Source organism: Chromobacterium sp. W521 (assembly GCF_052805975.1).
In genome coordinates this window covers 99,718-124,038 of record NZ_JBRBAF010000013.1, presented here as the reverse complement: position 1 = coordinate 124,038, position 24,321 = coordinate 99,718, and the positions used below count along the sequence as shown (strand labels likewise).

Here is a 24,321-nt window from a genome sequence, read left to right as displayed (position 1 = left end):
TGGAATTCGCGTAGTTGTGAATTAAGCGCCTCACAACGCATTTCATCCAGACTAGTTGAACGACGAATCTGGGCAAACGAATAGAGCGCCGCCCGTAGACCCCGCACCTTATCCGCGATCCGAAAGCCTGCAAATATGATGATTTCCTCCAAGCTGTCGCGCCTGGCCGCGCCTCAAAGTCTGGTTCATGCCCAGGGCCCGGCCGAAGCCCCGCAGGGTAAAACCACCTTGGCTTACTATCCCTCGCTGCTGCGTGAGACGGAAAAACTGCGCGATATCCGCCAATGGGACCATGGCAGCGCCGCACTGCTCAAAATGGCGGCTGGAAAACTGCATTCGGAACAGCAGCCGCTATCCCCACATTGGGATAACGACCGAATGCTGGCGGAGCTGAACGCTTACGATTGGCGGAGCGGGGGACAGGGCGCGCCGGCGTATTTGCAGCAGTTCGCCCAAAAGGTGATTCAGGAAGTGGAGTTGCACCCGCAAGCCTATCTGGCGGCTTTTCCCTGTGCGGACGAGACGGCGCCGTCAGAACCCCGGCCTAGCCTGGCCGTGGCCGGCATGCTGTCGGACATGTCGAGGAATGTCATTCACAAGGTGCTTGAAAAACTCATCCTCGAGGCGATCCCGCTGCCGCAACTTCGCGCATTCAAGGACAGCTACCAAGAGTTGCGTGAGATCTGCAAGGGCAATTACAGCACTCAGCGCAAACTGGAAGAACTGGCTGCGGCGCTGGACCGGCTTGGCCGGCAGTTGGCCAGCGGTAAAGGCGTGGGGGCTCAGGAAGGCCGGAAATTGAAAGCCTATCTCGACGCCGTGGGGCCTTGGTTGAAAAGCGCCAGCGGGCAGTGGGCGTCATTGGAGCACAGCTTGTTGGAGTTGAAGGATCAGCCTTCCGTACTGGGCAGGACCTTGGAACTGACGGCCGCCGCGGAGAAGCTTTTGACAGATCCGCAGTTGAAGCGAGCGCTGGATGAAGATTGGCTGGACGGCATGGCCCAGAGCCTGGGCGCGGTGAGGCAGACCCTGGGCCAGGTGCGGTTGTGGCAAGCCCTGCCCCAGGAGGCTGGTTTGGGCGATTACCTGGGGATTCTGACGGACAATCCTCTGCTGGAACAGCAGCTCGCCCCATCTTTACTGAGCTTGGGCAAGGCGCTGGCTCAGACGCAAAAGACCGTGCCTTATCCGGTCAATGGGTCGCTTGCGGAGCGATTGGGCTGGTTGGCCGAAACCCTGGCCCGACCGGAGCTGCGGGAGTCGTTGCGACCGCATCTGGAAATGTTGCTGGGCGGCTCCGCTCAGGCGGAGCAATTGCTGGCGGCCTTTCAGTTTGCCGATCAACTGGGCCGCTGCCCGGCGGACAGCGGCTTGGGCGAACAGGCATTGTGGCTGTTGAGCGCTTTGAGCCAAGCCAGCTCGGAGAGTCCGGCATGGTCTTGGACCCGCCAGTTTCAGAGCGCGCTGGGTGCGGATGCGGACACGGTCGCCTTGTTGAATCGCCTGCTGACGTTGAACCGGAGTCCGGAATCCTGGGCGTTGTTGATGCGTGATCTTGGCAAGGCCGCCGCGCCCAGCCTAGGCCTTTGGGCCGGCGCTCATATCGCCGGCCGCTGGTTGCCGGCTCATGCGGCGCAGGAGCTGGAAAAGTTCTACCGCGAAAGTTCGGCTTCCGAAAGCTGGGCCGGCATGTTTCAGCGCATGGCCGGCAGCTTCGTGGCGGTGGCAAAACCTTATCTGGTGGAAAAGCTGATGGGCGATCCGTTGGCCGCGGCCACCGTGCAGTATGCGGAAGCCCTGCAAAACCACACGAGTTGGGAGCAGACGCTGCAATGGTTTGTCGCCCATGATCAAAGCCAGAACCAGACCCTGCAGTTCGCCTACAGCCAATACCTGAACGCCAGGCTGGCTTATCAGGTTTGCCTGGCCTTCAACAGCCAGGACCCGGTGGAAACCGAGGACCGCTTGCGGCTGCTGGCGCGCCAGCTCAAGGATTATCAGGTGGTGCGGCATTATCCACAGTTGGAAAAACTGGTGGATCTGATTCCCTTGCTGCCGGCGTTGAAAGAGGCCGGCCAAACCGTGGGGGCGCAGCCGGTTGCCGACTCCTGGCTGGCCTGGGGCAATCAATGGCTGGACGCGCTGGCCGACAGTAAGAGCGAGAGTGTGCGGGACTTGCGCGAACAACTATCCCGGCGCATGGAAAACTGGCTGGCGGACGCCGTCATGTCCGCTTGCGATGCGTTGGTGCAGCAGCCCTGGAGTCTGCTGCCCGGCGTCGACGCCGCCAGCGCCGCGCGGCCGGCCACCGCGCAGCCGGCCGCGCCGTCCTGGCTGGCCGCCAATTGGCAATTGGCCGGCGGCATCAGCCTGGAAGCCCTGGGCTTGGCCGCCGTGGGCTATGCCTTGTGGTGCGCGCGTCAGGACGCGCCAGCACCGTTGCCGGCGGAGATAGAGCTGAAGGAAATACTGGTGCATTCCGCCCCGGCAGCGCCTCAGGACGAAAGTAGTCCGTTCCAGCCGCCCGTGGCCGAGCAGGCGCCGGCAACCGGCGGATCCGCGTTATGGGAACAGAAAGCGCCGCTTCTGCTCGGCATTGCCGCCATGGCCGCGGGCGGGGCCTTGCTTTATGGCTGGGCGCGCCAAGACGGGGCGCGGCCAAACCCGGCCAACGACGAAGCCTTGCGGCTGGCGCATGAAATCATCACGCAGCTGGATGTGGATGATCTCCATTTTGTGTTTGATCAACCGCAGTTCGCCGTGGAGCTGGAAGGGGAAGAAGAGGGGCCTCTGCACCGGGCGGCCAGGAGTTTGCCAAGTGAAAAAGTAGACGATGAGGAGGACTTGCCGTTTCAGATTGATCAGGTGCTGCACAATCTGGACATGAGCAGGGCGATCCGCACCGAGTTCAACCGCCTTTTCGAAAAGGCGGATCAGGCAGGCGAAGTACGGGAGCTGCCTCCGGGTAAAGAGCGCGATATCCGGAGGCTGCTCAAGACCATTGAGCTGACCAGCGCTTTCATAGACGACATCAAGGACAAGCCTAGCCTCAACGAGTTTCGCGAGTTTGGCCAAGTCATCTTGAAAGACTTGTCCGCGCTTGCTGATGCTCAGACGGATGATTTAAGCAAATCCATCGTTGAGCGTTACCGACAGGGCTTCGCCGTGCAAAGCGCTCAGTTGACAGGAGCGGCCGCACCGACCGACGCGCCGCCAAGCACCGACCAAGCGCTGGCGCAAGCGTTTCAGCTTCAGGGCGAGCAAAGCCTGGAGCGGGTGGAGCGGCTGTATCAGCCGATACTGAATCCCGCCTCATATATTGACGACTATATCCGCAAGGGGATCAGCGCCTTTGAACAGCGCAAGGGAAGCAAGACGCAGTTGCGGCCGGACAGCAAGATACGTGTCGATTACTATCCCAGAGTCCATCCCAACCCTAATTTGCAAGGCCCGAAAGCGCCGCTGCCCGCCAGCCGCTACTTTACGCTGACGGAAATCGTCACCGGCCAGTACCTGTATGAAAGCAAACGCCTGAAGGACTCCTCAGGACGAGAATACCGCGTGACCGGCATGCAGCATCAGGAACTGGTGGATGCGCTGACTAAGGACAATCTGCAGTCAGCCATGGAGCGCGAGCTCAAGATCTATCGGGACCTGCCGGGCAACGCCGTCGGCATGAAGTCGTTTTACCAGGACATGATCAATGTGCGCTGCCTGGAATATCTGAGCCGCGGCCACCAGGTGCCGCTGCACGCGCAGGCGGTGAAGAACTTTCTGGAGGGCAAGGTTCAGGCCCAGGCGGTGTCCTTCCACGGCACGACGCTGAACGGGGTATTCATGATCCCGGCCGGCCCGGCCGGCGGTGTCATGTTCAGCGTGGATGACGACAAGTTTTTCCATATCGGCAGCCGCGGTCACAAGTATTGGGAGCGGGGCGAGAAGGTTGAATTACTGCCGGTCTTCCCGCAAACCAAGACGTTCAAAGACTGGGTGTTCAGCAAGATGCCCTCTTATGAGGTCATGAAGCAGGAAAAAGACGAAAACGCTTTCAAGTATCGGACCAGCAATTTGGTAGGCCTCGGGCCATTAGCGGGGCGGCAATTCATCAATAAAGTGGTTGAGCGGCCCTTCTCCTTCACTCCCAGCCAGGGCAGGGAGCAACTGGCCGATCAACTGTACAACGGCCTGATGGAGCGGCTGGAATCGGATATCGACACCCTGGTGTTCAGCTATCCGGAACAGATCACCGAAGCCGCGCTGGAAGTTGCCAAGAAAATCCTCACCATCGGCTCCATTGGGCTGGCGGTGGCCATCCCCGGCACCGGCTCGGTCTTGGCTCGTCTCAGCCTGTTCATGGCGTCGCTGGCTTTGGACGCGGCCTATGTCGGCGCCAGCGCCGTGCAAGCCCATATGTCGGACCGGCCTGACCAGGCGGAAGCCTTCCGCACCGAAGCCATCATTGCCGGAGTGCTGGGCGGCGTGGGCGCGGTGGCGGGCGGCGCGCCGCTGATTTCACAAGGCGTCAAGGCGGCGTACTCGGTCAAAAACGTGAATCAGGCCATCACGCTCTACCGCCAGGCCAAGGCCGTGTCGCGCCGGGTCATACCCTCCGTGCTCAGTGAAATGAACTGGAGCCGCTTGGCGGACCCGCGCAAGGTGGATCTACTGGTCAATGCCATGCAGGAAGGCGCGCAAGCGCGCGATCTGGCGAAATTGACCAACCGCGAGACGGTACGGCAATCCATACGCAACAACCTGTTGCTAGATTTCGAAGGCCAGCAAAAAACCCGCTTCGCCTGGGGAGACTTCGCCACGGAACAGGCCAAGGTTCAGCGGAGGCTGGATTCGGACTTGGCCCGTTTGAGCGACGTCAACGGCCATATGCGCCAACTGCTGGATCACCCGCCGGCCGTGCCTCGTCAGCCGATGCCCGGTGTGCCGGAAGAAGCGGCTGCGGGCTGGATTGCCGGCAATAGCCGCTCCGCCAAGACCGCGGCGGAAGCTCAGGAACTAAAAACCAGAATTCAGAGCGCGCTGGAGGGGCACCGCGAGGCGGATTTACTGGATGTTCGCACCATGGAAAGCCTCCACAACGCCGTTTACAAGCCGGCTGCCGGGCAATTGCCACGGGCGTTTCGTTCCAGCAGCGATCCCGTCTTCATGGGCTCGGACATCGCGCGTTCCGGCTTTGAAAAAGCGTTGGCCCAGATCGAGGCCAAAAGCGTGGCGGGCCAAGTGGACCTGGCAGACGCCCTATATGCGGCCGTAGTGCGCTATCACCCGTTTGGCGACGGCAACGGGAGAACCGCGCGCGCCATTTACGCCTTGGCCAGGCTGCAAAAAGGGGAACGTCCTTTCATGGCCTTGAACAAGCAGGCCGAGGACATCCTGAATCCGCCGGGACCGCTTGGCCTTCCGCGCCCAGGGCCTTCCGGCGTTCAAGCGCCGGCCAAAGCCGGAAGCGGGGTCAAGGCGGCTGAGCGCGCCCTGTCCCCGGGGCCGGTCAAGCCCAAGCTGAAAGACTACGCGGACAAGGCTGAATTTGAGGAAGCCATGAAAAAATACCTGGCGGAAAAAGGCACGCTCCAGCGCATGGAAGCCGCCGGCTCGAGTTTCGACGACCTGGCCAGCCGGCGCCGGAAAGCCGTGGGCCAGCTGGAGCAGTTACAAAGCAGTCACCCAGCATTGTTTAAAAAACTGCGCACCGATTCCGGCGCCAATTTCACGCTGACTTCCATTGACGGAGACCCGGCCGAAACGCTGGTGCTTAGCGCTCACGGTTGGTACACGCGGGACAGCCGCAACGCTTTGCTGCCGGCAGGCAAGGATCTGGTGTTTCTGGGGCCGCACGGCCAGGTGTTGCTGGAGCCGCCTAGTTCGGCCGCTTTTCTGCCCACGCAGAAATTGCTGGACGGCGCGGAATACCCGGTCATTTACGCGCGGCTGCGAAATAAGGGGGACGTAGGGCAGGGTTACTCCGCCTTCACCGAAATGAACGCGGGGGTGGCCAAGGAAAACTGGGTCAAGAACTACCACATCAAGCACTACGAAAAGATGCCGGAGGAAGAAGCGCGGCTCGCGGTTTTGAACAACCGCGTCAGCGGCAGCGAGAGCAAGATGGACTTGCTCACCGTCAGCGATCTGGCCGGGAACAAGAAAACCCTGAAAGACCTGCTGGAGGAAATGAAGCCGGGCGGCCGCTACAGCCAGTATAAGCAGCTGGTGTTCGCCGCCTGCCGTGAGGAAAAAGCGCCCGGCACGTTGCTATCGCTCAAAACCGGATTGGGTGAGGGCTATGAAGTTAAGTTCACCAAGACGCCGCTGCAGGGGCAAGACGCGCCGCGCCAGCGGCGCGATGTGGGGACGGCGCCGCAGGATGGGGATGAAACGCCTTTCGATGGTTACTGGGTCTATGAGGCGGTCACGCTGACGCCCAACGGAGACGGCGTCCGCGTCCAGCGCGAGATACGCGAGATACTACCCTATGTGCTGACGCGGCGGCCGGAGCCGTCCGCCGCCAGGTCGGCGCCGCTCAAGCGGCCGGCGTCAAAAGGGATGGCGACCATCACTCGCGATGACATCATCAAGTTCAAGGAGCGGCAGCGTCTGGCGGGCGCGGCCGGCAAGTCGTGAGCATTGGGGTGGCATGCAAACCAAAAGCCGCCCCCTGAGGGTGGTTGAACGCACTCGACATATTCATGGTTTTGATGGCCGAATCACGCTTCGAATTACATCGCAGCCCGCGGCGAGTTGCTGGATCAGTTGCTGCGCTAGCCGGAGTGCGCGCCGCGGGGTTGATGGTGCCGTGCTGCTTCCTGGACATCAAGGCAGCGGCGAGGCCGCCGATGCCGGCGCGCGGCGCGTTGGGCTTGTCGCCGCGTCCCGGTATACCCGCACGTAATCCACCACCATCTCTTGCGGCCAGCGCGTGGACGCGTCCGGCGCGCCGGCCCAGTCGCCGCCCACCGCCAGGTTGAGCACGATGAAGGCCGGTTCTTGCAGGGCGCGCCAACCGTCGCCGCCGTCGGTCTTCATCGTCACCGTTTGATAGAGCTGGCCGTCGACGAAGTAGCGGATTGCCGCCGGCGACCACTCCACGGCGAAATCGTGGAAGCGGTCGTTGAACCAGCCCAGGTCCGGCGTGACGTAGGAGGCCGACGCCGTCTGCACCGTTCCGGCCGGCGCGCCGGGTTTGGGCCGGTGCGCGCTGCCCCAGACGGTGGCGTTTTCCGCGCCGGCTTCGCTGCCCACCATTTCCAGGATGTCGATCTCGCCGTAATGCTCGGGTTGATCCCATTGCTGGTTCAGCATCCAGAAAGCTGGAAACATGCCCTGGCCATAGGGCAGCTTGATGCGCGCTTCTATCCGTCCGTAGCGCCAGGCGGCCTGGCTGCGCATGCGCGCCGAGGTGTAGTCGCGGCCGCCGTAAGCCTGCCGCCGAGCGGCGATATGCAAGGCGCCGTCCCGTACCGTTACATTGTCTCCGGCGGTGTAATACTGCAGCTCATGCAGGCCCCAGGGACCGGGGCCGGATTCTAGCCGCCACTTGGCGCTGTCCAGCGCCGTGCCGTTGAACTCGTCCTGCCATGCCAACTGCCAATTGGCCGCCGCGGCGCTGCCGCCCAGCAGCGCCATCCCGGCGGCGCATGTCGCCATCTTGTTTTTCATCGCTTGCCTCGAGAGAGAATGTCCGGCGCTCAGCATAGCCGTAAGCGGGAGCGGCCTGACGAGGCGGCGCTTGGCAGTTTTACCAAGCGCCGCGGAAACAGACGCGCTGTCGGAGAATAGGGGCCTTTATCGGCCCGGCTTGAAGTTTTAAAAGCGGGCGGCTGTAAGTTATTGCGCCAACAGGGCATGGCGCGATTTATCGTTGAAGGTTAATGCATTGGTCATGGTGTGTGCCTGCGCTTTGGGACAGGCGGGCGGGTTGACTTAGCTGCTTACGATGCGCCGCGGCCTGTCCGGGCTCCCGTTCCCAGTCGCCCCAGGCGAGGGCGGTCAGCGTCATATTGGCGCTGGCTATCGCTTCGCGGTAGCCGTCGCTGCGCGCCTTGGCGTTGATGGAGCCGGGCAGGCCCCCGATGATGGCCACCTTGCTGCGCGGCTTCAAGGCCCGCAGCACATAGTTTCCCACCGCGCGCGCGCCGCTGAAATTGCTGGGACCGACAAAGGGAATGCCACACGCCGTGGCTGGCCAGCGCCCGGTTGTCCAGTTTGTTGTCCAGATTGATCACCAGCAGGCTGCTTCGCAGCGCCTTGATCAGCGCCGGGATGATGGCGCGGGAGTCCGCCGGCGTGATCAGCAGGATCTGCGCGCACCGGCGGTCATCACGCTGAAGAAGGGGTTTTCAGCAATTTGAGCACCAAAGTCACCGCGGGTTTCGTCGCGGCCGCCGCCAGCCGGGGCTAGGCCAGCATGTATCAGGGATGCCAATAGAAAGTCGCGCCGCCGCATAACTCCCCCCGCCCGATCAAGGCCGAATGGAAACAAGGCATTCATCGTTGTGCGGTACTTGCGCTGCGCCCGGAGCCGACGCGGGGCATGGCTTCTTTAGCGCACCGCGCAGCGGTGGGCGGTGGGCTAACCGGGCTTCAGCGCGGCGTCGATCTTGATGCCGTCGAAGAAATCGATAAACGCCTTGTGGCGGGCGGTTTCTCTTTTATTGCGCGACCAGAGTACGCTGACGGGGATGTCGCCGTTAGCGAGTTGCGGCAGGACCGGCGTCAGCTTTCCTTCGCGCAATTCCCTGGCGATGGAGATGTCGGGAAGATAGGCGATGCCTAGGCCCTTGAGCGCGAAGTGTTTTCTGGCTTCTATGCTATTGCACACCAAGGAGGGCGGTAGCTGTATGGCGTCGTCGTGGCCAAGATGCCAGGCCTCCACCTTGCCGGTATTGGGGGAGCGGTAATGCAGGCATTTGTGCCGCAATAAGTCGCCGATATCCCGCGGCGCGCCGTGCTGGGCCAAATAGGCCTCGGAGGCCACCATCACTCTGCGGAAACTGCCCAGTCTGATCGCTTTGACCGCCTTGAGCGTGTGGTCGCCGTCCGCGCCGGTTCTCAGCGCAAAATCAAAACCGTCCTCGATGATATCGACCAGCTTGTCCGAATAATCCAGTTCCAGCTCGATGTCGGGGTAGAGCGAATTGAATTGCGCAAAGTGATCCAGGAACACATCGCTGATGGGTGGCAGGCTGATGCGGAGTTTGCCCTTGGCTTGGGTCAGGCTGGCGCCGAGTTCATGTTGGATGCTGTCCAGCTCTTGTAGCAGGCCCAAGGCCCGCTCCAGTAAGTGCCTGCCCTCGGCGGTGAGGGTGATGCTTCGGGTAGTGCGCTTGAACAGCGTCACCTGCAGCCGGGCTTCCATGCGGCTGATGCGCTTGCCGACGGCGGAGGCGGAAACCCCCATTTGTTTGCCGGCCATGACAAAGCTGCGCAGTTCCGCCACTTGAACGAACAAGGCCAGGTCCTGGATTGAACTGAGCATTTTCACGTCTTTCCGGACAAAAGTGTCCATGCAATCTGGAGCGGGGGCTCACTTTATCGGGGATGTCAAACGCATTAGAGTTTGGATTCGGACTTTAACACAGCAGGCCGCCATGCAGCGTACGGGGGCAAGCCGGCGTTTTTACTGGAACGCATTATGGCGGCGCGGCTCCCCGGACCATGATGCCCGCTTTTTGGCTTTGCGGCGGTGCGGCCTCGCCGAATTTGATTCTGGAGAAGCGATGAATGCAGGCAGCTTGATGAACATGCCCTTGTTGGCTCTAGCGATTTCGGCTTTTGCCATTGGCACCGCCGAATTCGTGGTGATGGGCCTCTTGCCGGAAATCGCCGGCGATATGGCGATTTCAATTCCCGAAAGTGGGCACCTGGTTTCCGGCTATGCGTTGGGCGTGGTGATAGGCGGGCCCGTGGTTGGCATGGCGATCCGCTCCGCCCGCGAAAAGAGCGCGCTGATTGCGCTGATGTTGATGTTTGTCGCCGGTAATGCAGGCTGCCTGTTGGCTCCCGGTTTCGGCTGGCTGATGCTGGCTCGAGTGTTCACCGCGCTCAGCCACGCCTCCTTCATCGGCACCGCGGCGGTGCTGGCCTCGCGGCTGGCCCCGCCGGGCAAGGAGGCTCAGGCAATGGTATTGATGCTGAGCGGCATGACCCTGGCTAATGTGCTGGGCGTGCCCTTGGGCTCCTTGCTGGGGCAGCTGCATGGCTGGCGCGCCACTTTCCTGGGGGTAATGCTGCTGGGCCTGCTCGCCGCGGCTTTGATCGCCGGTTTCGTGCCGGCCGGGCGCGGCAGCCCGTCAGCGGTGGCCGGTGTCGGCTCGGACATGCGCCGACCGGTGGTCTGGCTGGGCCTGGCCACCAGCGTGATGGCGTCGGCCAGCATGTTCGCCTTCTTCACCTATATCGTGCCGGTGCTGCTGCAAGTGACCCATGTGGAAGCCAAGGTGGCCACGGCGGCGCTCTTCGTATGCGGCATCGGCATCACCATTGGGGGCTTGCTGGGCGGACGCCTGGCCGACTGGAACTTGGCCAAGGCGCTGACGAGGACGCTGCCGTGCCTGATCGCGGTGTTGATCGCGTTCTATTGGGCAAGCGCCAGCCTGTATCCGGCGCTGGCGTGCATGGCGCTGTGGGGCGGACTCTCTTTTGCGGTGGGCATGATGTTGCAGGCGCTGATCATCCGGGTGGCCGGCAATGCGGCCGGCTATGCGTCCACGCTGAACATCGGCGCTTTCAATCTGGGCAACGCCATCGGCGCCTGGCTGGGGGGGCGGGTGATAGAAACTGGCTGGGCCTTCAACGCCATCACGCTGCTGGCCGCCGCCTTGGCCGCCGTCACCCTGGCCATGGTCGTGGCCGTGCTGCGGACGGCGCGCCGGGCTCCGCGGCCGTTGTTGGTTTGAGGGCGGGAAATAAATGATTTAGGGGCAGAGGAGGCGGTTGGTTTGATTTCGGCAATCCGGGTGGCCATGTTGGCCCCCGGATTGGTTTTAGTGGCTGCCGAGCTTAGCCTTTAACTTCAATGGCGGGATCCCATTTGAAGTAGCCGTAAAGTGTTTGCGGTCCATTTTTAGGGCGATTGAATACGGCGAAATGCACTGTATAGTTTTCCGTGCCTTTACCTATGATTTCCGCACTCATGAACCAATACGCTTGGTCTTTGCTTTTGGGCGGGAATGGCTCTTTATTGCTGGCTGGGACGGCTGCTTCCTTGGTGTAAACCATGAATTTTGCGTCGCTCATAACTTCTTGACCGCTTTGGTGTTGAATTTTGTACACCATCACGCTGTTTTCGAAGTTGTTCGATTCGGAAACGCCGGCCCAGCGTACTCCATCTCCTACCGTGGCGCTGATTTTCAAATTTCCAGTGCCGGAGCCGGTTATGGTGTTGCCCTTGGTGGCAACAAAATAAAATAAAGAGGTGTCGTTAACCATGGTGGGGCTTTGTTCCACCGTGCTGGGGTTTTTGTACCGCTCAATAATGGCTTCGGTATCAACAATCATATTGATATATATAAAGCCGGAAGAAGAAAAAAGTTGTTCCATATCGCTGCTCCTTAAAATGGCAAAACTTGCCAAAAGGAAAGTGGATGAGTTGTTGCGTAGAGGAGGGCTTAACACAGCTGTTTGTTTTTAGAAGTGTAAGTTTATTTTTACAAGGGAGCTTCAAAAAAACCATCCTAAATGCCAGTTTGGCGGGCCTGGTGAAAATCTCAATGTGGAGTTGCTTCGGCTGACTTATTGCGTATCCGGAGCTGCGCATAAGCTTGGCTTTAGTTGCCTAGAAACTTGGTTGTGACACTCAGCCTTTGCATGGTTTGTGGTGATGTGTTTTGTTTTGAATGTAAGGCTGAATGGTTAGCCGCAATTAAATGGGAGGAGTGCGTGCATTGCGATGGTTTATTTATCAATGAGTTCGACCCGGCCGACTCGCCAAGCCACAAGGAAGGGGACGAACGTGGTTTTTCTTGAGTTTTTGTACTAATTTGTTGCAAAATCTAGCATCCACTCTCTAACAATTAATACATTCCGCCGATGAACCGTTTCCTCCCCCTCGCGCTGCGCGCCTGCGCCGCGCTGTGCTTGTCATGGCCCGCCGTCGCGCCGGCCAAGCTCCTGCCAACCGATGAGTCGCCGGTGGTTTCCCAATATCTGCAACGGGCCAAGGCCAGCCAGCAGCCGGCAGAGCTGCTCAGCTCGGTGGTGGAGGACGGGGTGGAGGTGCGGATGTACCGTATGGTGTCGCAGCAGTGGCCGGGGGCCGGCAGCGGCATGACCAGCAATGCGCCGCTGTGGGAGCAGCAGTACAAACTAGCCTTGCCCATGAACCGAAAGCCTGGCACGCCGGTGTTGCTGTACGTCAACGGCGGCAGCAATCACGCGCAGCCGCCCAAGCTGCCGGACCGTTTGCCGGCGGAGGCGCTGGCGCGTGATCTGGGCGTGCCGGTGGCCGAGCTGTATTTCGTGCCGAATCAGGAGCTGCAACTGGACGAGCAGCCCACTGGCCGTGAGGACGCGCTGGTGGCCTACACCTGGCGCAAGACGGTGGATCAGCCCCAGGCGGAACGCTTCAGCTCCCTGCACCTGCCGATGACGCAGGCGGTGAGCGCGACGATGGACGCCTTGCAGCGCAGCCTGCCGGGCAGCGAGCGTTTTGTGGTGGCCGGCGCGTCCAAGCGCGGCTGGGCCACCTGGCTGGCCGGCTTGAACGATAAGCGGGTGAGCGCCATCGTGCCCGTGGTGGCGGATTTCTGGAATGTGCGCGACAACTTTACCCATGTTTACAACAGCTACGGTCAGCAGTGGCCGGTGGCGCTGCGCGATTATCAGCGCAACGGCATCACCGAGGATGTGTTGCAGGGCGGCGCCGGCCTGGACGCCTTGCTGCGTTTCGAGGACGTGGTCAATTACCGCGCTAGCATGGCGCGCTTGAGCAAGTACATGATTTCCGCCTCCGGCGACGACTTCGCGGTGCCGGATTCCGCCTGGAGCTATCTACCGGCTTTTACCGGCCCCACGCAGCTGCGCTATCTGCCCAATCAGTCGCACTATGTGAAGGGTGATCAGATCGGCAAGGCCTTGCGGCAGTTCATGCGCCGCTGGCTGGCCGGCAAGCCCATGCCGCAGGCCCAGGTGGACGCGGACCCGGCCAGCGGCCGCTTGCGCGTCAGCGTGACGGGGCGGGAAGCGGGCAAGGCCACGTTGTGGCTGGCGCATAATCCCAAGAGCCGGGATTTCCGTTTCAATTCCGGCATCCGTTATCAGCCCAAGCCGATTGAGGGCCAGTGCCGCCGCGGCAGTTGTCGCTTCGAGTTCAAGCCGGACGCTTCGTTGCCGGGCTGGCAGGCTTACTTCATTGAGTTCGAGGGGCAGGATTTCGCTTGGAGCACGCCGCCGCTGGTGTGGCCGCACGCCTATCCCAACGGCGAGCCGGTGCCGTTTGGCGCGCCGCGTTTGCAATTGGGGCGCTGAAGGCGCTTGGTCGGGCGGCTTGACCGCCTGCGCCTGATCCCTAAGCCGGCTGAGCCGGCTTTTATTTTGCTCTTGTTTTGTATTTTTTAGTCCAAAGTGGACTTTTTTGTTTACATTGTGGATTATAAAGTCTACGATGGATTCATTGATCCAATGTGAGTGCCGCCATGCTGTCCCGCTACCAGTCCATCGCCGACGCCATCGCCACCTTGTTCTATCCCTACGCCGAGGTGGTGTTGCACGACCTGGCCACCCAGTCCGTGGCCTATATCGCCAATAATTTTTCCAAGCGCGAGCTGGGCGACGATTCCGGCCTGGACGAACTGGAAAACACGCCGGCCGCAACGGTGATCGGCCCTTACGAAAAACTGAACTGGGACGGCCGCAAACTGCGATCCATCAGCGTGGTGCTGCGCGACGACGCCGGGGCCGCGATTGGAATGATGTGCGTGAACCTGGATATCTCGGTGTTCGAGGGCGCGCGGGCGGCGCTGGATCTATTCCTGTCCGGCAGCAAGCTGGTGGCGCAGCCGGCGGTGTTGTTCGAGGACGACTGGCAGGAACGCATCAACCGCTTTATCCACGGCTGGCTGCAACAGCGCCAGCTCAGCCTGTCCATTCTCAACCGCGAGCACAAGCGCGAACTGGTGGAGGCGTTGCTGCACGAGGGCGCTTTTCGCGGCAAGAACGCCGCAAACTATGTGGCCAACGTGCTGGGCATGGGCCGCGCCACGGTTTTCAAGCATTTGAAAGAGCTAAAGGAGCAAGCATGAAACTGGATTCCCTGTTTGACGACATCGCCGCCGCCCACCAGGCCATCCGCCCGCAGGCGCCGGTCACGCCGTTGGAGCACAGCCCGGCCCTGTCCGCCTTGACCGGCTGCGAGGTGTATCTGAAGTGCGAGCATCTGCAGCGCACCGGCTCGTTCAAGTTCCGTGGCGCCAGCAACAAGCTGCGGCTGTTGGACCCGGCGGCGCGGCGGGACGGGGTGCTCGCCGCGTCCACCGGCAATCACGGCCAGGCGGTGGCGCTGGCCGGCCGCTTGTTGGGTGTGCCGGTGACGGTATACGCGCCGGCGTCCGCCGCCGCGGTGAAGCTGGACGCCATCCGCGCTTTGGGCGCGGACCTGGAGCTGGTGGACGGCGACGCGCTGGCGGCGGAGCTGGCCGCCGGGGACGCGGCGCGGCGGGCGGGCCTGCCGTTTGTGTCGCCCTACAACGATCTGGAAGTGGTGGCGGGTCAGGGTACGGTGGGCATGGAGCTGGCGGAGCAATGCCCGGAACTGGACGCGGTTTTCGTCTCCGTGGGCGGCGGCGGGCTGATTTCAGGCATCGGCGCGGCCATGCGTCGTTTGGCGCCGGATGCGGAAATGGTGGGCTGCTGGCCGGAGACGGCTGCCACCATGCACGCCAGCCTGCAAGCCGGCCGCATCGTCGAGGTGGATGAGGGCGAGACTTTGTCCGACGGCACCGCCGGCGGGGTGGAGCCGGGCGCGGTGACTTTCGAGCTGTGCCAGGCCTTGATCCGCCGCTGCGCGCTGCTTAGCGAGGCGGACATCCGCGCGGCGCTGCGGCTGCTGGCGCAAACCGAGCGCTGGATGGTGGAGGGCGCGGCCGGGGTGGCGCTGGCGGGTTTGCTGCAATTGGCGCCACGTTATCAGGGCAAGAAGGTGGCGGTGGTGCTGTGCGGCCGCAATATTGTGCTGGACAAGTTCCTGAGCGCGGTGGCGGTATGAGGACGCTGGACAAGGACGAGATTCTGGCGCGGCTGGATCTGGAGAGGGCGGAGGCGCTGCTGCGCCAGGGCTTCATCGCCTATTCCGCCGGGCGCGCGCAGTTGCCGCCGGTACAGCATTTCGCTTTTGCCGAGGCCAACGGCGATTGCTGCGTGAAGTCCGGCTATGTGGAGGGCGAGAGCCTGTTCGCGGTCAAGGTGTCGTCCGGCTTTTACGATAATTCCAAGCGCGGCCTGCCCAGCAATCAGGGCCTGGTGCTGTGCTTCTGCGCCCGCACCGGCGCGCCGCTGGCATTGCTGCGGGACGAGGGCTGGCTCACCGCCTGGCGCACCGCGCTGGCCGGGAGGCTGGCGGCGCGGGTGTTGGCCCCAAGCCGGGTGGAGGCGATAGGGGTTGTCGGCACCGGTTTGCAGGCGCGCTTGCAATTGCGGGCGTTGCAGGCGGCCACGCCGTGCCGCGATGTGTGGGTGTGGGGACGTTCCGAGACGGAGTTGGCGGTGTTCGCCGCCGAGTTCGAGCCGCTGGGCTACCGGCTGCGGACCACGCTGGACGCGGAGCCGCTGGCGCGCGCCTGTCAACTGATCGTCACCTGCACGCCGTCCACCCGTCCCATTCTGCAAGCCGGCTGGTTGACGCCCGGCACCCACGTCACCGCGGTGGGCGCGGACGCCGCCGGCAAGCAGGAGCTGGCGGCGGAATTGGTGGCCGGGGCGGACCGCGTGGTGGTGGACTCCATCGCACAGTGCGCGGCTTACGGCGAGGTATCGCACGCGCTGGCCGCCGGCTTGCTGGTCCGGGAAAGCCTGGCGGAGCTGGGGCAGGTGCTGGCCGGCGAGCGGCCGGGCCGGCAAAGCGAGGATGAGATTACCTTGGCGGACCTGACCGGGCTGGCGGTGCAGGACGCGCAGATCGCCAAGTGCGTGCTGGAGGCCCAGGACTGAAACGCTGTTGACCGCCAACGGATTCACAGAGCGAGTTTCAACGCCGTATCGCCAACGCCCAGCAGACGATGAACAGGTTCTCAGGCCGCATGCGGGAAACCGTGCACCGGCCGTAGCGGCGGCCGGGCGTGGCCCCCTTGTTTTTGCGCCGCCATCAGGAAGCGGGTGTAGTTTTCCTTGCCTATCTGGCGGAAGTTGAATTTGACGGTGTCGGCAGAGAGCGCGACGCCGTCTTTGGCTTGCAGCCGGGCGACGATGTCGGCAATCACATTGTCCGCTTGCTGGCGCAAGACCGAACCAGGTTCTTTTTTCAGCATCTCGTTCAGGGTGACGATGGCGGGCGCGTCCGCCAGCCCCATGGCGGACAGGGCGGCGGCGTGCTGGCCAAAGTGCCGCCAGACGATGGCCTGCGAGCCCAGCCTCAGTACGAATTTGAACGGAAAGCCGGTGCGGATGGAGAGCAGCACCGGGTCTATGCACACCAATTGTTCTATGGAGTTGACGCCCTCGGCCGCCAGCGTGGCGGAGATATTGGCGGTCACACCTTCCAGCTGGATCAACTGGTCGTTTTCCTGAGCTTGTTCCTTGGCGTTCAGGTTTAGCGTCACCAGCCGGCGCAACAGCTTGAACAGGGTGTCCATCGGAAAGGCGCCGACGGCGAAGGCGGACACGGTCTGCGCGGCGGAAGCGGCCTCGGCGGACCCTGCGGCGCTGACGGCCGCGCCGATGGGAATGGCCAGCATCATGCGCAGCGCGTACCAGTACACGTCCGCCACGTTGAGGCTGCGCTTGCGCACGCTCAGCACCATATCGCTGACCACGAACAGATAGGCGCCGGCGATGGCGGCGCAGACGATCTGCGTGCTGAAGGGCGTGACCAGCTGTTCGTTGGCGGCGAGCAGGTAAAGCATGCTCATGCACAGGATGGCGATCAGCATCAGCGCCATCGGTGTGAGAAAGGCGGCGCGGCCGTAGTGCTCGCGGTAGATCTGCTCGAACAGTTGCTCGGCGGCGGCTTCCACTTCTTCGTTTTCCGGTAGCGGCCAGGTGTTCAACTGCGGGTGCTTGTCGGTGCGCGGCTGCCAGAATTGGCGCAGGTAATAGATCAGCGCGCCGTTGTTGAGGCGGTTGCGGAACTCCTCGTAGCGGGCGCCCCAGCCTATGACCAGAAAGCGTATCAAGGGCGCGGCCGCCAGAGCCGTGGCCAACAGGCCCAGCACGAAATGGCTGGCATGCTGGGAAAGGGAGAACGGCGGTTTTATCAGCCGCGGCAGCCAGTACAGCGCGGCGATGTCCAGCAATAGCAGGCCTATCCACAAGCTGTGATATTTCAGGTTTTTCATGGCGGCCTCGTTGGCTGGCGCTGTGGCTACCATGGTAGTTCCCCAGCGTAAAATCGCACTCCGTACGAATAACTAGCCGGCAGGTCGCCGCCGACCTTATCGAAAGTAGAGTTGAATCATTGCTGGACGCCCCCTAGCATCTGCCTCGCATTTCATCGGCATGCCAAGGCGCAGGCTTGCCCTCGCCGCATCCTCCAACCGACTTTCAGAAACGGGACCAGACATGCCGGACATCATCGATTTGAGAAGCGACACCTTGACGCGGATCTGCAAAAGCGATGTGGAGATGTTGGACTTCGCCAAGATCGGCGACGACTGCTACGGCGAAGACCGCTATGTGCGCGAGCTCGAGGCGTACTGCGCCGAGCTGTTCGGCAAGGAGGCGGCGCTGTTCATGCCCTCCGGCACCATGAGCAACCAGGTAGGGCTGCGCTGTCTGGCCGCGCCGGGAGACGAAGTCGTCACCGAGGTGGGCTATCACATCAACTTCTTCGAATCCTCTGCGGTCAGCGTCAACAGCGGTCTGGTGCTGAACCCCTACCATAGCGCGGACGGCATTCTCACCGCCGCCGATGCGCGCATCGCCATCCAGGCCAAGGCGCGCTGGTCCAAGCTCTATGCTGCGCCCAAGGTGGTGGCGATAGAAAGCAGCATTAACAGCTACGGCGGCATTGTTTATCCGGTGGAAGAGATGAGGCGCATGCGCGCGCTGTGCGACGAAATGGGCCTGAGCCTGTACCTGGACGGCGCGCGGGTGCTCAACGCCTGCACCCGGCTGGACATGCCGCCGGCGCACTACGTGCGGCCGGCGGACATGCTGAACTTTTGCTTCTCCAAGGGCGTGGGCGCGCCGTTCGGCTCCATCCTGGCCGGCCCGGCGGAAAAAATAGAGGCCGCCAGGGTATTCCGAAAATGGCATGGCGGCTGTCTGCATCAGTCTGGCTTGATGGCCGGCGTGGCGCTGGACAAGATGGGGCACTGGCAGCGAGTGACGCAGCAGGACAACGACAATGCCGAATGGCTAGGGCGCAGGCTGGGCGAGGCGGCGCGGCTGAAATACCCGGTGGAGACCAATATGGTGTTCATCGAGGCGACGGACGCCAAGGGCGTTGCGGCGCGGTTGGCCGCGCGGGGCGTGCTGGCGCTGGCCTGGAAACCGGACCTGCTGCGCTTCACTTGCAGCAGCCTGGTGACGCGGTGGGAGCTGGGGCGAGCGGCTGACATCATACGCGCCAGCCTGTGAGAGCCGGTTCAACATCCGCTGCGCTTTGTGAGATGTGGCACGGTGAGTACCGCGTTCGCAATGCTCATGTACCCCTCGCGCATTTTACTCTCTCGCTTGTTTTCGCCTTGTCTCGCTCTGGCTCGCGAGACTTTGGACAGGTTCTGACCGGCGGCTTCCCATTCCGGACAATTCGTCACGACAGAGCGGAGCGTTGTCCGCTTTTTCCCGGCGCGACGATCGCTTATTGTTGACCGCTGTTTTGCAGCCAAAGGATGCGATATGTCGAATGTGGAATGCGGAGCGCGGCCAAGCCGCGTGGAGGTGGGCTTGGAAGCGCGAATGGACGCGGTGCTGGAACAGGCCTTGAGCGAACGGCGGCTGGTGGGGGCCGTGGTGCTGGCGGTCAAGGACGGCGCGCCAGTCTACCGCCGAGCCGCCGGCTGGGCGGACCGGGAGGCCGGCTTGCCGATGCGCGAGGATGCGCTGTTCCGGCTGGCTTCCGTCAGCAAACCCATTGTTTCCACGGCCGCGATGGTGCTGGCGGCTCGACAGCGGCTGGACCTGGACGAGGATATCGCCCGCTGGCTGCCGGCATTCCGGCCGCGGTTGGCGGACGGCTCGCCGGCGCGGATCACGCCTAGGCAATTGCTCAGCCATACCGCCGGCCTGGGCTATCGTTTTTTCGAAGCGGACGAGGACGGACCCTATGCCCGCGCCGGGGTATCCGACGGCATGGACGCCGACGGTCTTTCGCTGACGGAGAATCTGCGCCACATCGCCAGCGTGCCGCTAATGTATCCGCCCGGCCAGTCCTGGGCGTATTCACTGGCCACCGATGTACTGGGCGCGCTGGTGGAGCGGGTGGCGGACGAGCCGCTGCCGCAGGCGGTGCGCCGCTGGGTCACCGTGCCGTTGGGCATGAACGACACCGATTTTTACGCGCTGGAGCCGCAGCGTCTGGCGGCGGTCTACGTCAACGGCGAAGCCGAGCCTTGGCGGATGGAACAACCGGCGACGGTGGCGCCGTTTGACGGCACGGTGGGCATACGCTTCGCGCCGGAACGGGCGCTGGACGCAGGAGCCTACCCGTCCGGCGGCGCCGGCATGGTGGGCAGCGCGGACGATTTCCTGCGCCTGCTGGAGGCGCTGCGCCAAGGCGGCGCGCCGCTGCTGCCGCCGAAGTGGGTGGAGGAGATGGCGCGCAATCACACCGGGTCGCTGGAGTTGCCGGAGATGCCCGGCTTTGGTTTCGGCCTGGGCTTCTCAGTGCTGAGGGATCCGGCCGCCGCCGCGTCGCCGGAATCCCCAGGCACCTGGCGCTGGGGAGGCGCTTACGGCCACTCCTGGTTTGTGGACCGCGCGCGCGGCCTAAGCGTGCTGGCCTTCACCAATACCTTGTACGAAGGCATGTCCGGGCGTTTCGTCGCCGATCTGCGCGACGCGGTGTACGGTGTGGAGCCGCTCTTGCAATAATTCAACTAAAAATGTAAATTTCAACTTAATGTTGAAATATTGCGGCCGGGCCGCGGTGTGACAACCGTGATTCGGCCGTCGGTTTTTGGAAGGAAGCACAGATGAGCGAACAACACCTTGCCGGCGGCACCGACGCCGCCGCGCGCAAATACGTGGCGGTGATCCACAAGCGGCTGGAGCCGGGCCGGGCGATGAATGTGCTGGGCCATCTGGCGCTGGCCCTGGCCTGCCGGCTGTGGCGCGCGGACGCGGCGACAAACCACGTGGACTACGTGGACGCCGACGGTGGCGTGCACCCGGCTATTTCGGCCGATCCCTTCATTGTGCTGCGCGCCGACAACTCCTCCAAATTGGTCCAGCTGCGTCAGGCCGCGGCCGAGGCGGGCGTGGCCTGCGTGGATTTCACCGACACCATGGGAGCGGGCGGCAGCGCAGAACAGTTGCGCCGCACCGCGGCCACCCCGGCCGCCGCGCTGGAATATTGGGGCGTGGCCTTGTGCGGCTCCGAGGCTGAGCTGGGCGCGCTGACGCGCAAGTTCAGCCTTTATCGTTGACGGGAGCTTGCATGGAAAACCCGAAGCAGGCGACCGATCCGGCCCAGGCGGAAAAACAGGCGGTGCTGCGCGCGCTGAGCGCCGTGGTCAAGCTGGCGGGCGCCATGGTGGACGCGCATACCGAGGTGGTGCTGCACGATCTGAGCCGGCCGGAATGTTCCATCGTTTCCATCGAGAACGGCCATGTGTCCGGCCGCCGGCTAGGCGACGCCATTCTGGGCGGCCCGGCCGGGGACCGGGGCTTCGCCGCCATCGAGCAGGCCATGCGTCAGGGTGGTGCCGAGCCGGCGCTGGTGTCCGGCTACCACACGCTGAGCCGCGACGGCCGGCGGCTGCTGTCGGCCAGCGCCGTTTTCAAGACCGCCGCCGGCGAACCCTTCGCCGCGCTGTGCTTGAACAGCGACCGCAGCCAGCTGGAAGCGGCGCTGGCCTGCCTGCAGGCGCTGGTGGGCCGCGCGCCGCCGCCGCAACGGGCGGCGCCGGAGCCGCCGGCGATGGATGAGGCGATGCAGGACATCATTGTTCAGGCGCTGGAGCGCGGCGGCAAGCCGCTGGCGCGGATGAAGAAGGCGGACAAGAAGCAGGCGGTGGCGCAGATGCTGGAGCAGGGCCTGTTCATCGTCAAAGGCGGGGTGGAGCGCGCGGCCGAGGCCTTGGGCGTCAGCCGTTACACCATCTACAACTATCTGGACGAAATTCGCGGCGCGGCGGAGGGGGACGAGACATGAAGCTTCCAATCTATCAGGTGGACGCGTTCTGCGATGCGGTGTTCCACGGCAACCCGGCGGCGGTGTGCCCGTTGCCGGCGGGGTTGCCGGATGTCACGCTGCAAGCCATCGCCATGGAAAACAATCTGTCCGAAACCGCTTTCCTAATGGCGGACGGCGAGCGGATGTCGCTGCGCTGGTTCACGCCCACCACCGAGGTAGATCTGTGCGGCCACGCCACGCTGGCCAGCGCCTGGGTCTTGTTCCATGAACTGGGTTGGCGAGAGGAGCGCATCGTTTTCCATACCCGCAGCGGAGAACTGACGGCGCGGCGCGACGGTGATGGCATCGAACTGCGCTTCCCCGCTGTGACGCCGAGGCCCTGCGCGGAACCGCCCGGCTTGTTGGCGGCGTTGGGCCTGGACACTGGCCAGGTGCTGGCCGCCGACGACTACATCGTGGTGTTGGACGACGCGGCGAGGCTGGCGGAGTTGTGCCCGGATTTTCAGCGGCTGCGTGGTTTTCCCAAGCGCGGGGTGGCGGTGACCGCGCGCGGCGAGGACTGCGATTTTGTCAGCCGCTGGTTTGGGCCCGGCGTGGGGGTCGACGAAGATCCGGTTACAGGCTCGGCGCACTGCTGGCTAGCCCCGTATTGGGCCGGGGTACTGGGCAAGACCCGGCTGCTGGCGCGCCAGGGCGGCGCGCGCCGCGGCAGCCTGGAGTGTCGGGTGGAAGGCGAGGAAGTGGCTTTGCTGGGGCAGGCGAGGCTGTATCTGAAGGGCGAGATTTACGTTCAAAGTGATGCCCAAACGTTGGATTGTTGAGGCTAGCTTCGCCTGGCTGGGAAAGAGTCGAAGGCTGTGGAAGAACTGCGAGCGGAAACTGAATACTAGCTTGCAGTTCATCCACTTGGCGTGTCTGGCTCCATGGCTCAGGAGATCGTCAACAGGCTCTGAGGGAATGGCGCCGAGATGATCGCTCGGGGTTATTCCGTTATTTAACAGTAACTTTTACAGTTATGACTGTTTTGGAATCCTTGCGCCACTGTTGGCCATACTCAAATTTTATTGTCCCGGTTCCTTTTTCTAATGCTTTAAATATATAGGTTGTAAACCCGCCACATCCAACTAGCGGTACTCCCTCATTGTTGGCGACGCCACATTTATCAGATGGTTTGTGACTGGAACTCAGAAACATCAATTCCGCAGGAAGTATCCTTAAGCCCCAAGAGGCTCCTGTCGAGGGGTTGTCAGGAAAGGTAATCGAAAAATTACGATCCAAGTTGACTTCGATATGACCGTTTCCTTCTTTAGGCAGGTCGTGATGTTGTTCTGGCGCTGAATAGTCGCCAATATTTAAATCATAATAACCGAATGACTCTGATTTCATTGGAGCCACTTTCTCAGAAGAAAAGCAAGTTGCCGGAATTAAGCAAAAAGATGTGACAATCAGTGTCTTATAAAAACCACGCATGCTTTACCTCACTGAATATGAGTTATCAGAAATTGATTGGCTGCCAACTAGATTCGTAAGCGAGTCAGCGTTGAAGCGAGAAATGGAGTAGCCAGCTTGCTTAAGCACTTTAGACAAGCCGCGGTTTGATCAAACGAGCTGACTCCCCCGTATAGAGCGACAGAATTGGCCCAATTCCTACAAAAAACCATCCTGAACAATCAAAGTGCTAGCCAACGTTAGAAGCATTGTATTTGTCGAGTCAAGCAATGACATCACCCGTAAAGCCTTGTCAATAATTGTGCCCTCAGAACGTGTTGACGATCTCGCGAGCTAAGGCGAGACAAGGCGGTGCGGCTGAGAAAGCAGAGTGTACACACGGTACATGAGCATTTTGAAGCCGTACTCACCGTGTAACGCTCCACGACGCGCAGCAGATCGTAAACAGGTTCTTAGAGCGGCGGGCTTCAAACGGCGGCTTCCGCCGCCAACTGCTCATCGCACACTGCCTTGACGCAGGCGCGCAGCCATTGCTGCGCAGGGTCCGCGTCCAGCCGAGGATGCCAGATCATGGAGATGGTGATCTCCGCCACCGTGAGCGGCAACGCGAAACTGTGCAGGCCGGCGCGCAGACGGCCGGTATGACGTTCCGGCACGGTGGCGATCAGGTCGCTGGCGCCGGCCAGCGCCAGCGCGGTGGCGAAGCTGCCCACGGTAACCGCGACATCGCGGCTCAGACCTTGCGCGCTCAGCGCTTCGTCCACCGGCCCAAGCAGTCCGCCGCGGCGGGCCACCATTACATGGCGGCCGGCGGCGTAGCGGGCGGCGTCGATGGAGCCGGTCGCCAGCGGGTGGCCGGCGCGCACCGCGCCGACGAAGCGGTCGCGGAACAGCATGCGTACCCGCAACTCCGGCCCGGCTTCGTGGCCCACCACTCCAGTGTCCAGATCCACCGCGCCGTCGCGCAGCGGCGCGTTGTCCTTGTCGCGCTTGGGCAGAAAGTGCAGCCGCACGCCCGGCGCCCCGCCTTGCAGCCGCTCCAATAGCCGCGGTCCGAAGTTCTCGGCGAAACCGTCGCTGCAACGCAGCGTGAAGCTGCGTTGCAAACTGTCCAGCCGCAGCGTCCCGGCCGGACGCAGCGCGCTTTCGGCGTCCAGCACCAAGGCATGCACCCGCTCGCGCAGCTCCAGCGCGCGCGGCGTCGGCGTCAGGCCCCGCCCGGCGCGCACCAGCAGCGGGTCGCCGGTGACGTCGCGCAGCCGCGCCAGCGCCCGGCTCATCGCGGAGGGGCTGAGCCGCAGGCGTTGCGCGGCGCGGGCCACGCTGCCTTCGCTCAGCAGCGCGTCCAGGGTGATCAGCAGATTGAGGTCGGGCATGGACATGGCCTCACCTTAGCACAAGGATACATGGCGTCA

At 62.6% G+C, this 24,321-nt stretch carries 19 protein-coding genes and 1 pseudogene; 13 read left to right on the top strand and 7 right to left on the bottom strand.

The genetic code is table 11. From position 1 onward, the window contains the following. Window positions 1-135 precede the first annotated feature (135 nt). A complete protein-coding gene (locus tag ACUXV1_RS19645) occupies window positions 136-6,633 on the top strand; it encodes a putative adhesin (protein ID WP_446016214.1) in 6,498 nt (2,165 codons plus the stop codon). A 189-nt stretch (window positions 6,634-6,822) separates the two neighbouring features. On the opposite strand, the gene ACUXV1_RS19640 is transcribed toward ACUXV1_RS19645, so the two are convergent. Together ACUXV1_RS19640 and ACUXV1_RS19635 are read right to left on the bottom strand one after the other, a co-directional pair. Further along, entirely contained in the window at window positions 6,823-7,668 is an 846-nt protein-coding gene (locus ACUXV1_RS19640) for a glycoside hydrolase family 16 protein (protein WP_203390148.1), read from the bottom strand. 196 nt (window positions 7,669-7,864) lie between these two features. Next, the gene (locus ACUXV1_RS19635) at window positions 7,865-8,134 is read right to left on the bottom strand and encodes a hypothetical protein (RefSeq protein ID WP_203390149.1); all 270 of its coding nucleotides are present in this window, start codon (window positions 8,132-8,134) and stop codon (window positions 7,865-7,867) included. Between the two features lie 40 nt (window positions 8,135-8,174). Here ACUXV1_RS19635 and ACUXV1_RS19630 point away from each other — a divergent pair, with 40 nt between their 5' ends. Then, the gene (locus ACUXV1_RS19630) at window positions 8,175-8,360 is read left to right on the top strand and encodes a hypothetical protein (RefSeq protein WP_203390150.1); all 186 of its coding nucleotides are present in this window, start codon (window positions 8,175-8,177) and stop codon (window positions 8,358-8,360) included. A 221-nt stretch (window positions 8,361-8,581) separates the two neighbouring features. On the opposite strand, the gene ACUXV1_RS19625 is transcribed toward ACUXV1_RS19630, so the two are convergent. Further along, entirely contained in the window at window positions 8,582-9,487 is a 906-nt protein-coding gene (locus ACUXV1_RS19625; protein WP_203390151.1) for a LysR family transcriptional regulator, read from the bottom strand. Between the two features lie 241 nt (window positions 9,488-9,728). Between ACUXV1_RS19625 and ACUXV1_RS19620 the strand changes: the two genes are divergently transcribed. After that, window positions 9,729-10,907, top strand: coding sequence for an MFS transporter (locus ACUXV1_RS19620; RefSeq protein ID WP_203390152.1), 1,179 nt, complete (start codon window positions 9,729-9,731; stop codon window positions 10,905-10,907). 103 nt (window positions 10,908-11,010) lie between these two features. On the opposite strand, the gene ACUXV1_RS19615 is transcribed toward ACUXV1_RS19620, so the two are convergent. Continuing rightward, on the bottom strand, window positions 11,011-11,550 hold the full coding sequence (locus ACUXV1_RS19615; RefSeq protein WP_194427957.1) for an inclusion body family protein: 540 nt from the start codon (window positions 11,548-11,550) through the stop codon (window positions 11,011-11,013). Window positions 11,551-12,039: 489 nt separating this feature from the next. On the opposite strand from ACUXV1_RS19615, the gene ACUXV1_RS19610 reads away from it, so the two are divergent. The 4 genes from ACUXV1_RS19610 (at window position 12,040) to ACUXV1_RS19595 (ending at window position 16,152) form a co-directional block, all read left to right on the top strand. Continuing rightward, window positions 12,040-13,476 (top strand): PhoPQ-activated protein PqaA family protein, encoded by a 1,437-nt coding sequence (locus tag ACUXV1_RS19610; RefSeq protein WP_203390153.1) that lies wholly within the window; start codon window positions 12,040-12,042, stop codon window positions 13,474-13,476. Between the two features lie 155 nt (window positions 13,477-13,631). Beyond that, window positions 13,632-14,249 (top strand): helix-turn-helix transcriptional regulator, encoded by a 618-nt coding sequence (locus ACUXV1_RS19605; RefSeq protein WP_446016215.1) that lies wholly within the window; start codon window positions 13,632-13,634, stop codon window positions 14,247-14,249. Further along, complete coding sequence (locus tag ACUXV1_RS19600) at window positions 14,246-15,211, top strand: threonine/serine dehydratase (protein WP_446016216.1); 966 nt, start codon at window positions 14,246-14,248, stop codon at window positions 15,209-15,211. Before ACUXV1_RS19605 ends, ACUXV1_RS19600 begins: the two co-directional genes overlap by 4 nt. Continuing rightward, entirely contained in the window at window positions 15,208-16,152 is a 945-nt protein-coding gene (locus ACUXV1_RS19595; RefSeq protein WP_446016217.1) for an ornithine cyclodeaminase family protein, read from the top strand. The genes ACUXV1_RS19600 and ACUXV1_RS19595 overlap by 4 nt, the downstream gene beginning before the upstream one ends. 80 nt (window positions 16,153-16,232) lie before the next feature. On the opposite strand, the gene ACUXV1_RS19590 is transcribed toward ACUXV1_RS19595, so the two are convergent. Next, window positions 16,233-17,495, bottom strand: a complete 1,263-nt coding sequence (locus ACUXV1_RS19590) for a hypothetical protein (protein ID WP_162787825.1) — start codon at window positions 17,493-17,495, stop codon at window positions 16,233-16,235. A gap of 223 nt (window positions 17,496-17,718) precedes the next feature. On the opposite strand from ACUXV1_RS19590, the gene ACUXV1_RS19585 reads away from it, so the two are divergent. The 6 genes and pseudogenes from ACUXV1_RS19585 to ACUXV1_RS19560 all read left to right on the top strand — a co-directional run. After that, window positions 17,719-18,738 (top strand): threonine aldolase family protein, encoded by a 1,020-nt coding sequence (locus ACUXV1_RS19585; RefSeq protein WP_446016218.1) that lies wholly within the window; start codon window positions 17,719-17,721, stop codon window positions 18,736-18,738. Between the two features lie 261 nt (window positions 18,739-18,999). Then, window positions 19,000-20,193 carry a serine hydrolase domain-containing protein gene (locus tag ACUXV1_RS19580; protein ID WP_446016219.1) on the top strand — a complete coding sequence of 398 codons (1,194 nt, stop codon included), beginning with the start codon at window positions 19,000-19,002 and terminating at the stop codon, window positions 20,191-20,193. A gap of 101 nt (window positions 20,194-20,294) precedes the next feature. Continuing rightward, the gene (locus tag ACUXV1_RS19575) at window positions 20,295-20,747 is read left to right on the top strand and encodes a DUF2000 domain-containing protein (protein ID WP_446016220.1); all 453 of its coding nucleotides are present in this window, start codon (window positions 20,295-20,297) and stop codon (window positions 20,745-20,747) included. A gap of 11 nt (window positions 20,748-20,758) precedes the next feature. Beyond that, the gene (locus ACUXV1_RS19570) at window positions 20,759-21,475 is read left to right on the top strand and encodes a helix-turn-helix transcriptional regulator (RefSeq protein ID WP_446016221.1); all 717 of its coding nucleotides are present in this window, start codon (window positions 20,759-20,761) and stop codon (window positions 21,473-21,475) included. Further along, window positions 21,472-22,278 carry a PhzF family phenazine biosynthesis protein gene (locus tag ACUXV1_RS19565; protein ID WP_114151971.1) on the top strand — a complete coding sequence of 269 codons (807 nt, stop codon included), beginning with the start codon at window positions 21,472-21,474 and terminating at the stop codon, window positions 22,276-22,278. The genes ACUXV1_RS19570 and ACUXV1_RS19565 overlap by 4 nt, the downstream gene beginning before the upstream one ends. Then, window positions 22,244-22,429, top strand: a pseudogene (locus ACUXV1_RS19560) (transposase); the annotation flags it as partial. The gene ACUXV1_RS19565 and the pseudogene ACUXV1_RS19560, both read left to right, overlap by 35 nt. Before the next feature lie 18 nt (window positions 22,430-22,447). On the opposite strand, the gene ACUXV1_RS19555 reads toward ACUXV1_RS19560, so the two are convergent. Further along, window positions 22,448-22,927: a protease inhibitor I42 family protein gene (locus ACUXV1_RS19555; protein WP_446016222.1), complete on the bottom strand. Its 480-nt coding sequence runs from the start codon at window positions 22,925-22,927 to the stop codon at window positions 22,448-22,450. Between the two features lie 446 nt (window positions 22,928-23,373). Beyond that, window positions 23,374-24,288 (bottom strand): LysR family transcriptional regulator, encoded by a 915-nt coding sequence (locus ACUXV1_RS19550; protein WP_446016223.1) that lies wholly within the window; start codon window positions 24,286-24,288, stop codon window positions 23,374-23,376. Window positions 24,289-24,321: the final 33 nt, after the last annotated feature.

What these genes read in the sequence shown, in the direction of transcription:
- ACUXV1_RS19645 (WP_446016214.1), top strand. Translation starts at nt 136, where the DNA reads ATGATGATTTCCTCCAAGCTGTCGCGCCTGGCCGCGCCTCAAAGTCTG.
- ACUXV1_RS19640 (WP_203390148.1), bottom strand. Translation starts at nt 7,668, where the DNA reads ATGAAAAACAAGATGGCGACATGCGCCGCCGGGATGGCGCTGCTGGGC.
- ACUXV1_RS19630 (WP_203390150.1), top strand. Translation starts at nt 8,175, where the DNA reads ATGCCACACGCCGTGGCTGGCCAGCGCCCGGTTGTCCAGTTTGTTGTC.
- ACUXV1_RS19625 (WP_203390151.1), bottom strand. Translation starts at nt 9,487, where the DNA reads ATGCTCAGTTCAATCCAGGACCTGGCCTTGTTCGTTCAAGTGGCGGAA.
- ACUXV1_RS19620 (WP_203390152.1), top strand. Translation starts at nt 9,729, where the DNA reads ATGAATGCAGGCAGCTTGATGAACATGCCCTTGTTGGCTCTAGCGATT.
- ACUXV1_RS19615 (WP_194427957.1), bottom strand. Translation starts at nt 11,550, where the DNA reads ATGGAACAACTTTTTTCTTCTTCCGGCTTTATATATATCAATATGATT.
- ACUXV1_RS19610 (WP_203390153.1), top strand. Translation starts at nt 12,040, where the DNA reads ATGAACCGTTTCCTCCCCCTCGCGCTGCGCGCCTGCGCCGCGCTGTGC.
- ACUXV1_RS19600 (WP_446016216.1), top strand. Translation starts at nt 14,246, where the DNA reads ATGAAACTGGATTCCCTGTTTGACGACATCGCCGCCGCCCACCAGGCC.
- ACUXV1_RS19595 (WP_446016217.1), top strand. Translation starts at nt 15,208, where the DNA reads ATGAGGACGCTGGACAAGGACGAGATTCTGGCGCGGCTGGATCTGGAG.
- ACUXV1_RS19590 (WP_162787825.1), bottom strand. Translation starts at nt 17,495, where the DNA reads ATGAAAAACCTGAAATATCACAGCTTGTGGATAGGCCTGCTATTGCTG.
- ACUXV1_RS19585 (WP_446016218.1), top strand. Translation starts at nt 17,719, where the DNA reads ATGCCGGACATCATCGATTTGAGAAGCGACACCTTGACGCGGATCTGC.
- ACUXV1_RS19580 (WP_446016219.1), top strand. Translation starts at nt 19,000, where the DNA reads ATGTCGAATGTGGAATGCGGAGCGCGGCCAAGCCGCGTGGAGGTGGGC.
- ACUXV1_RS19575 (WP_446016220.1), top strand. Translation starts at nt 20,295, where the DNA reads ATGAGCGAACAACACCTTGCCGGCGGCACCGACGCCGCCGCGCGCAAA.
- ACUXV1_RS19570 (WP_446016221.1), top strand. Translation starts at nt 20,759, where the DNA reads ATGGAAAACCCGAAGCAGGCGACCGATCCGGCCCAGGCGGAAAAACAG.
- ACUXV1_RS19565 (WP_114151971.1), top strand. Translation starts at nt 21,472, where the DNA reads ATGAAGCTTCCAATCTATCAGGTGGACGCGTTCTGCGATGCGGTGTTC.
- ACUXV1_RS19555 (WP_446016222.1), bottom strand. Translation starts at nt 22,927, where the DNA reads ATGCGTGGTTTTTATAAGACACTGATTGTCACATCTTTTTGCTTAATT.
- ACUXV1_RS19550 (WP_446016223.1), bottom strand. Translation starts at nt 24,288, where the DNA reads ATGTCCATGCCCGACCTCAATCTGCTGATCACCCTGGACGCGCTGCTG.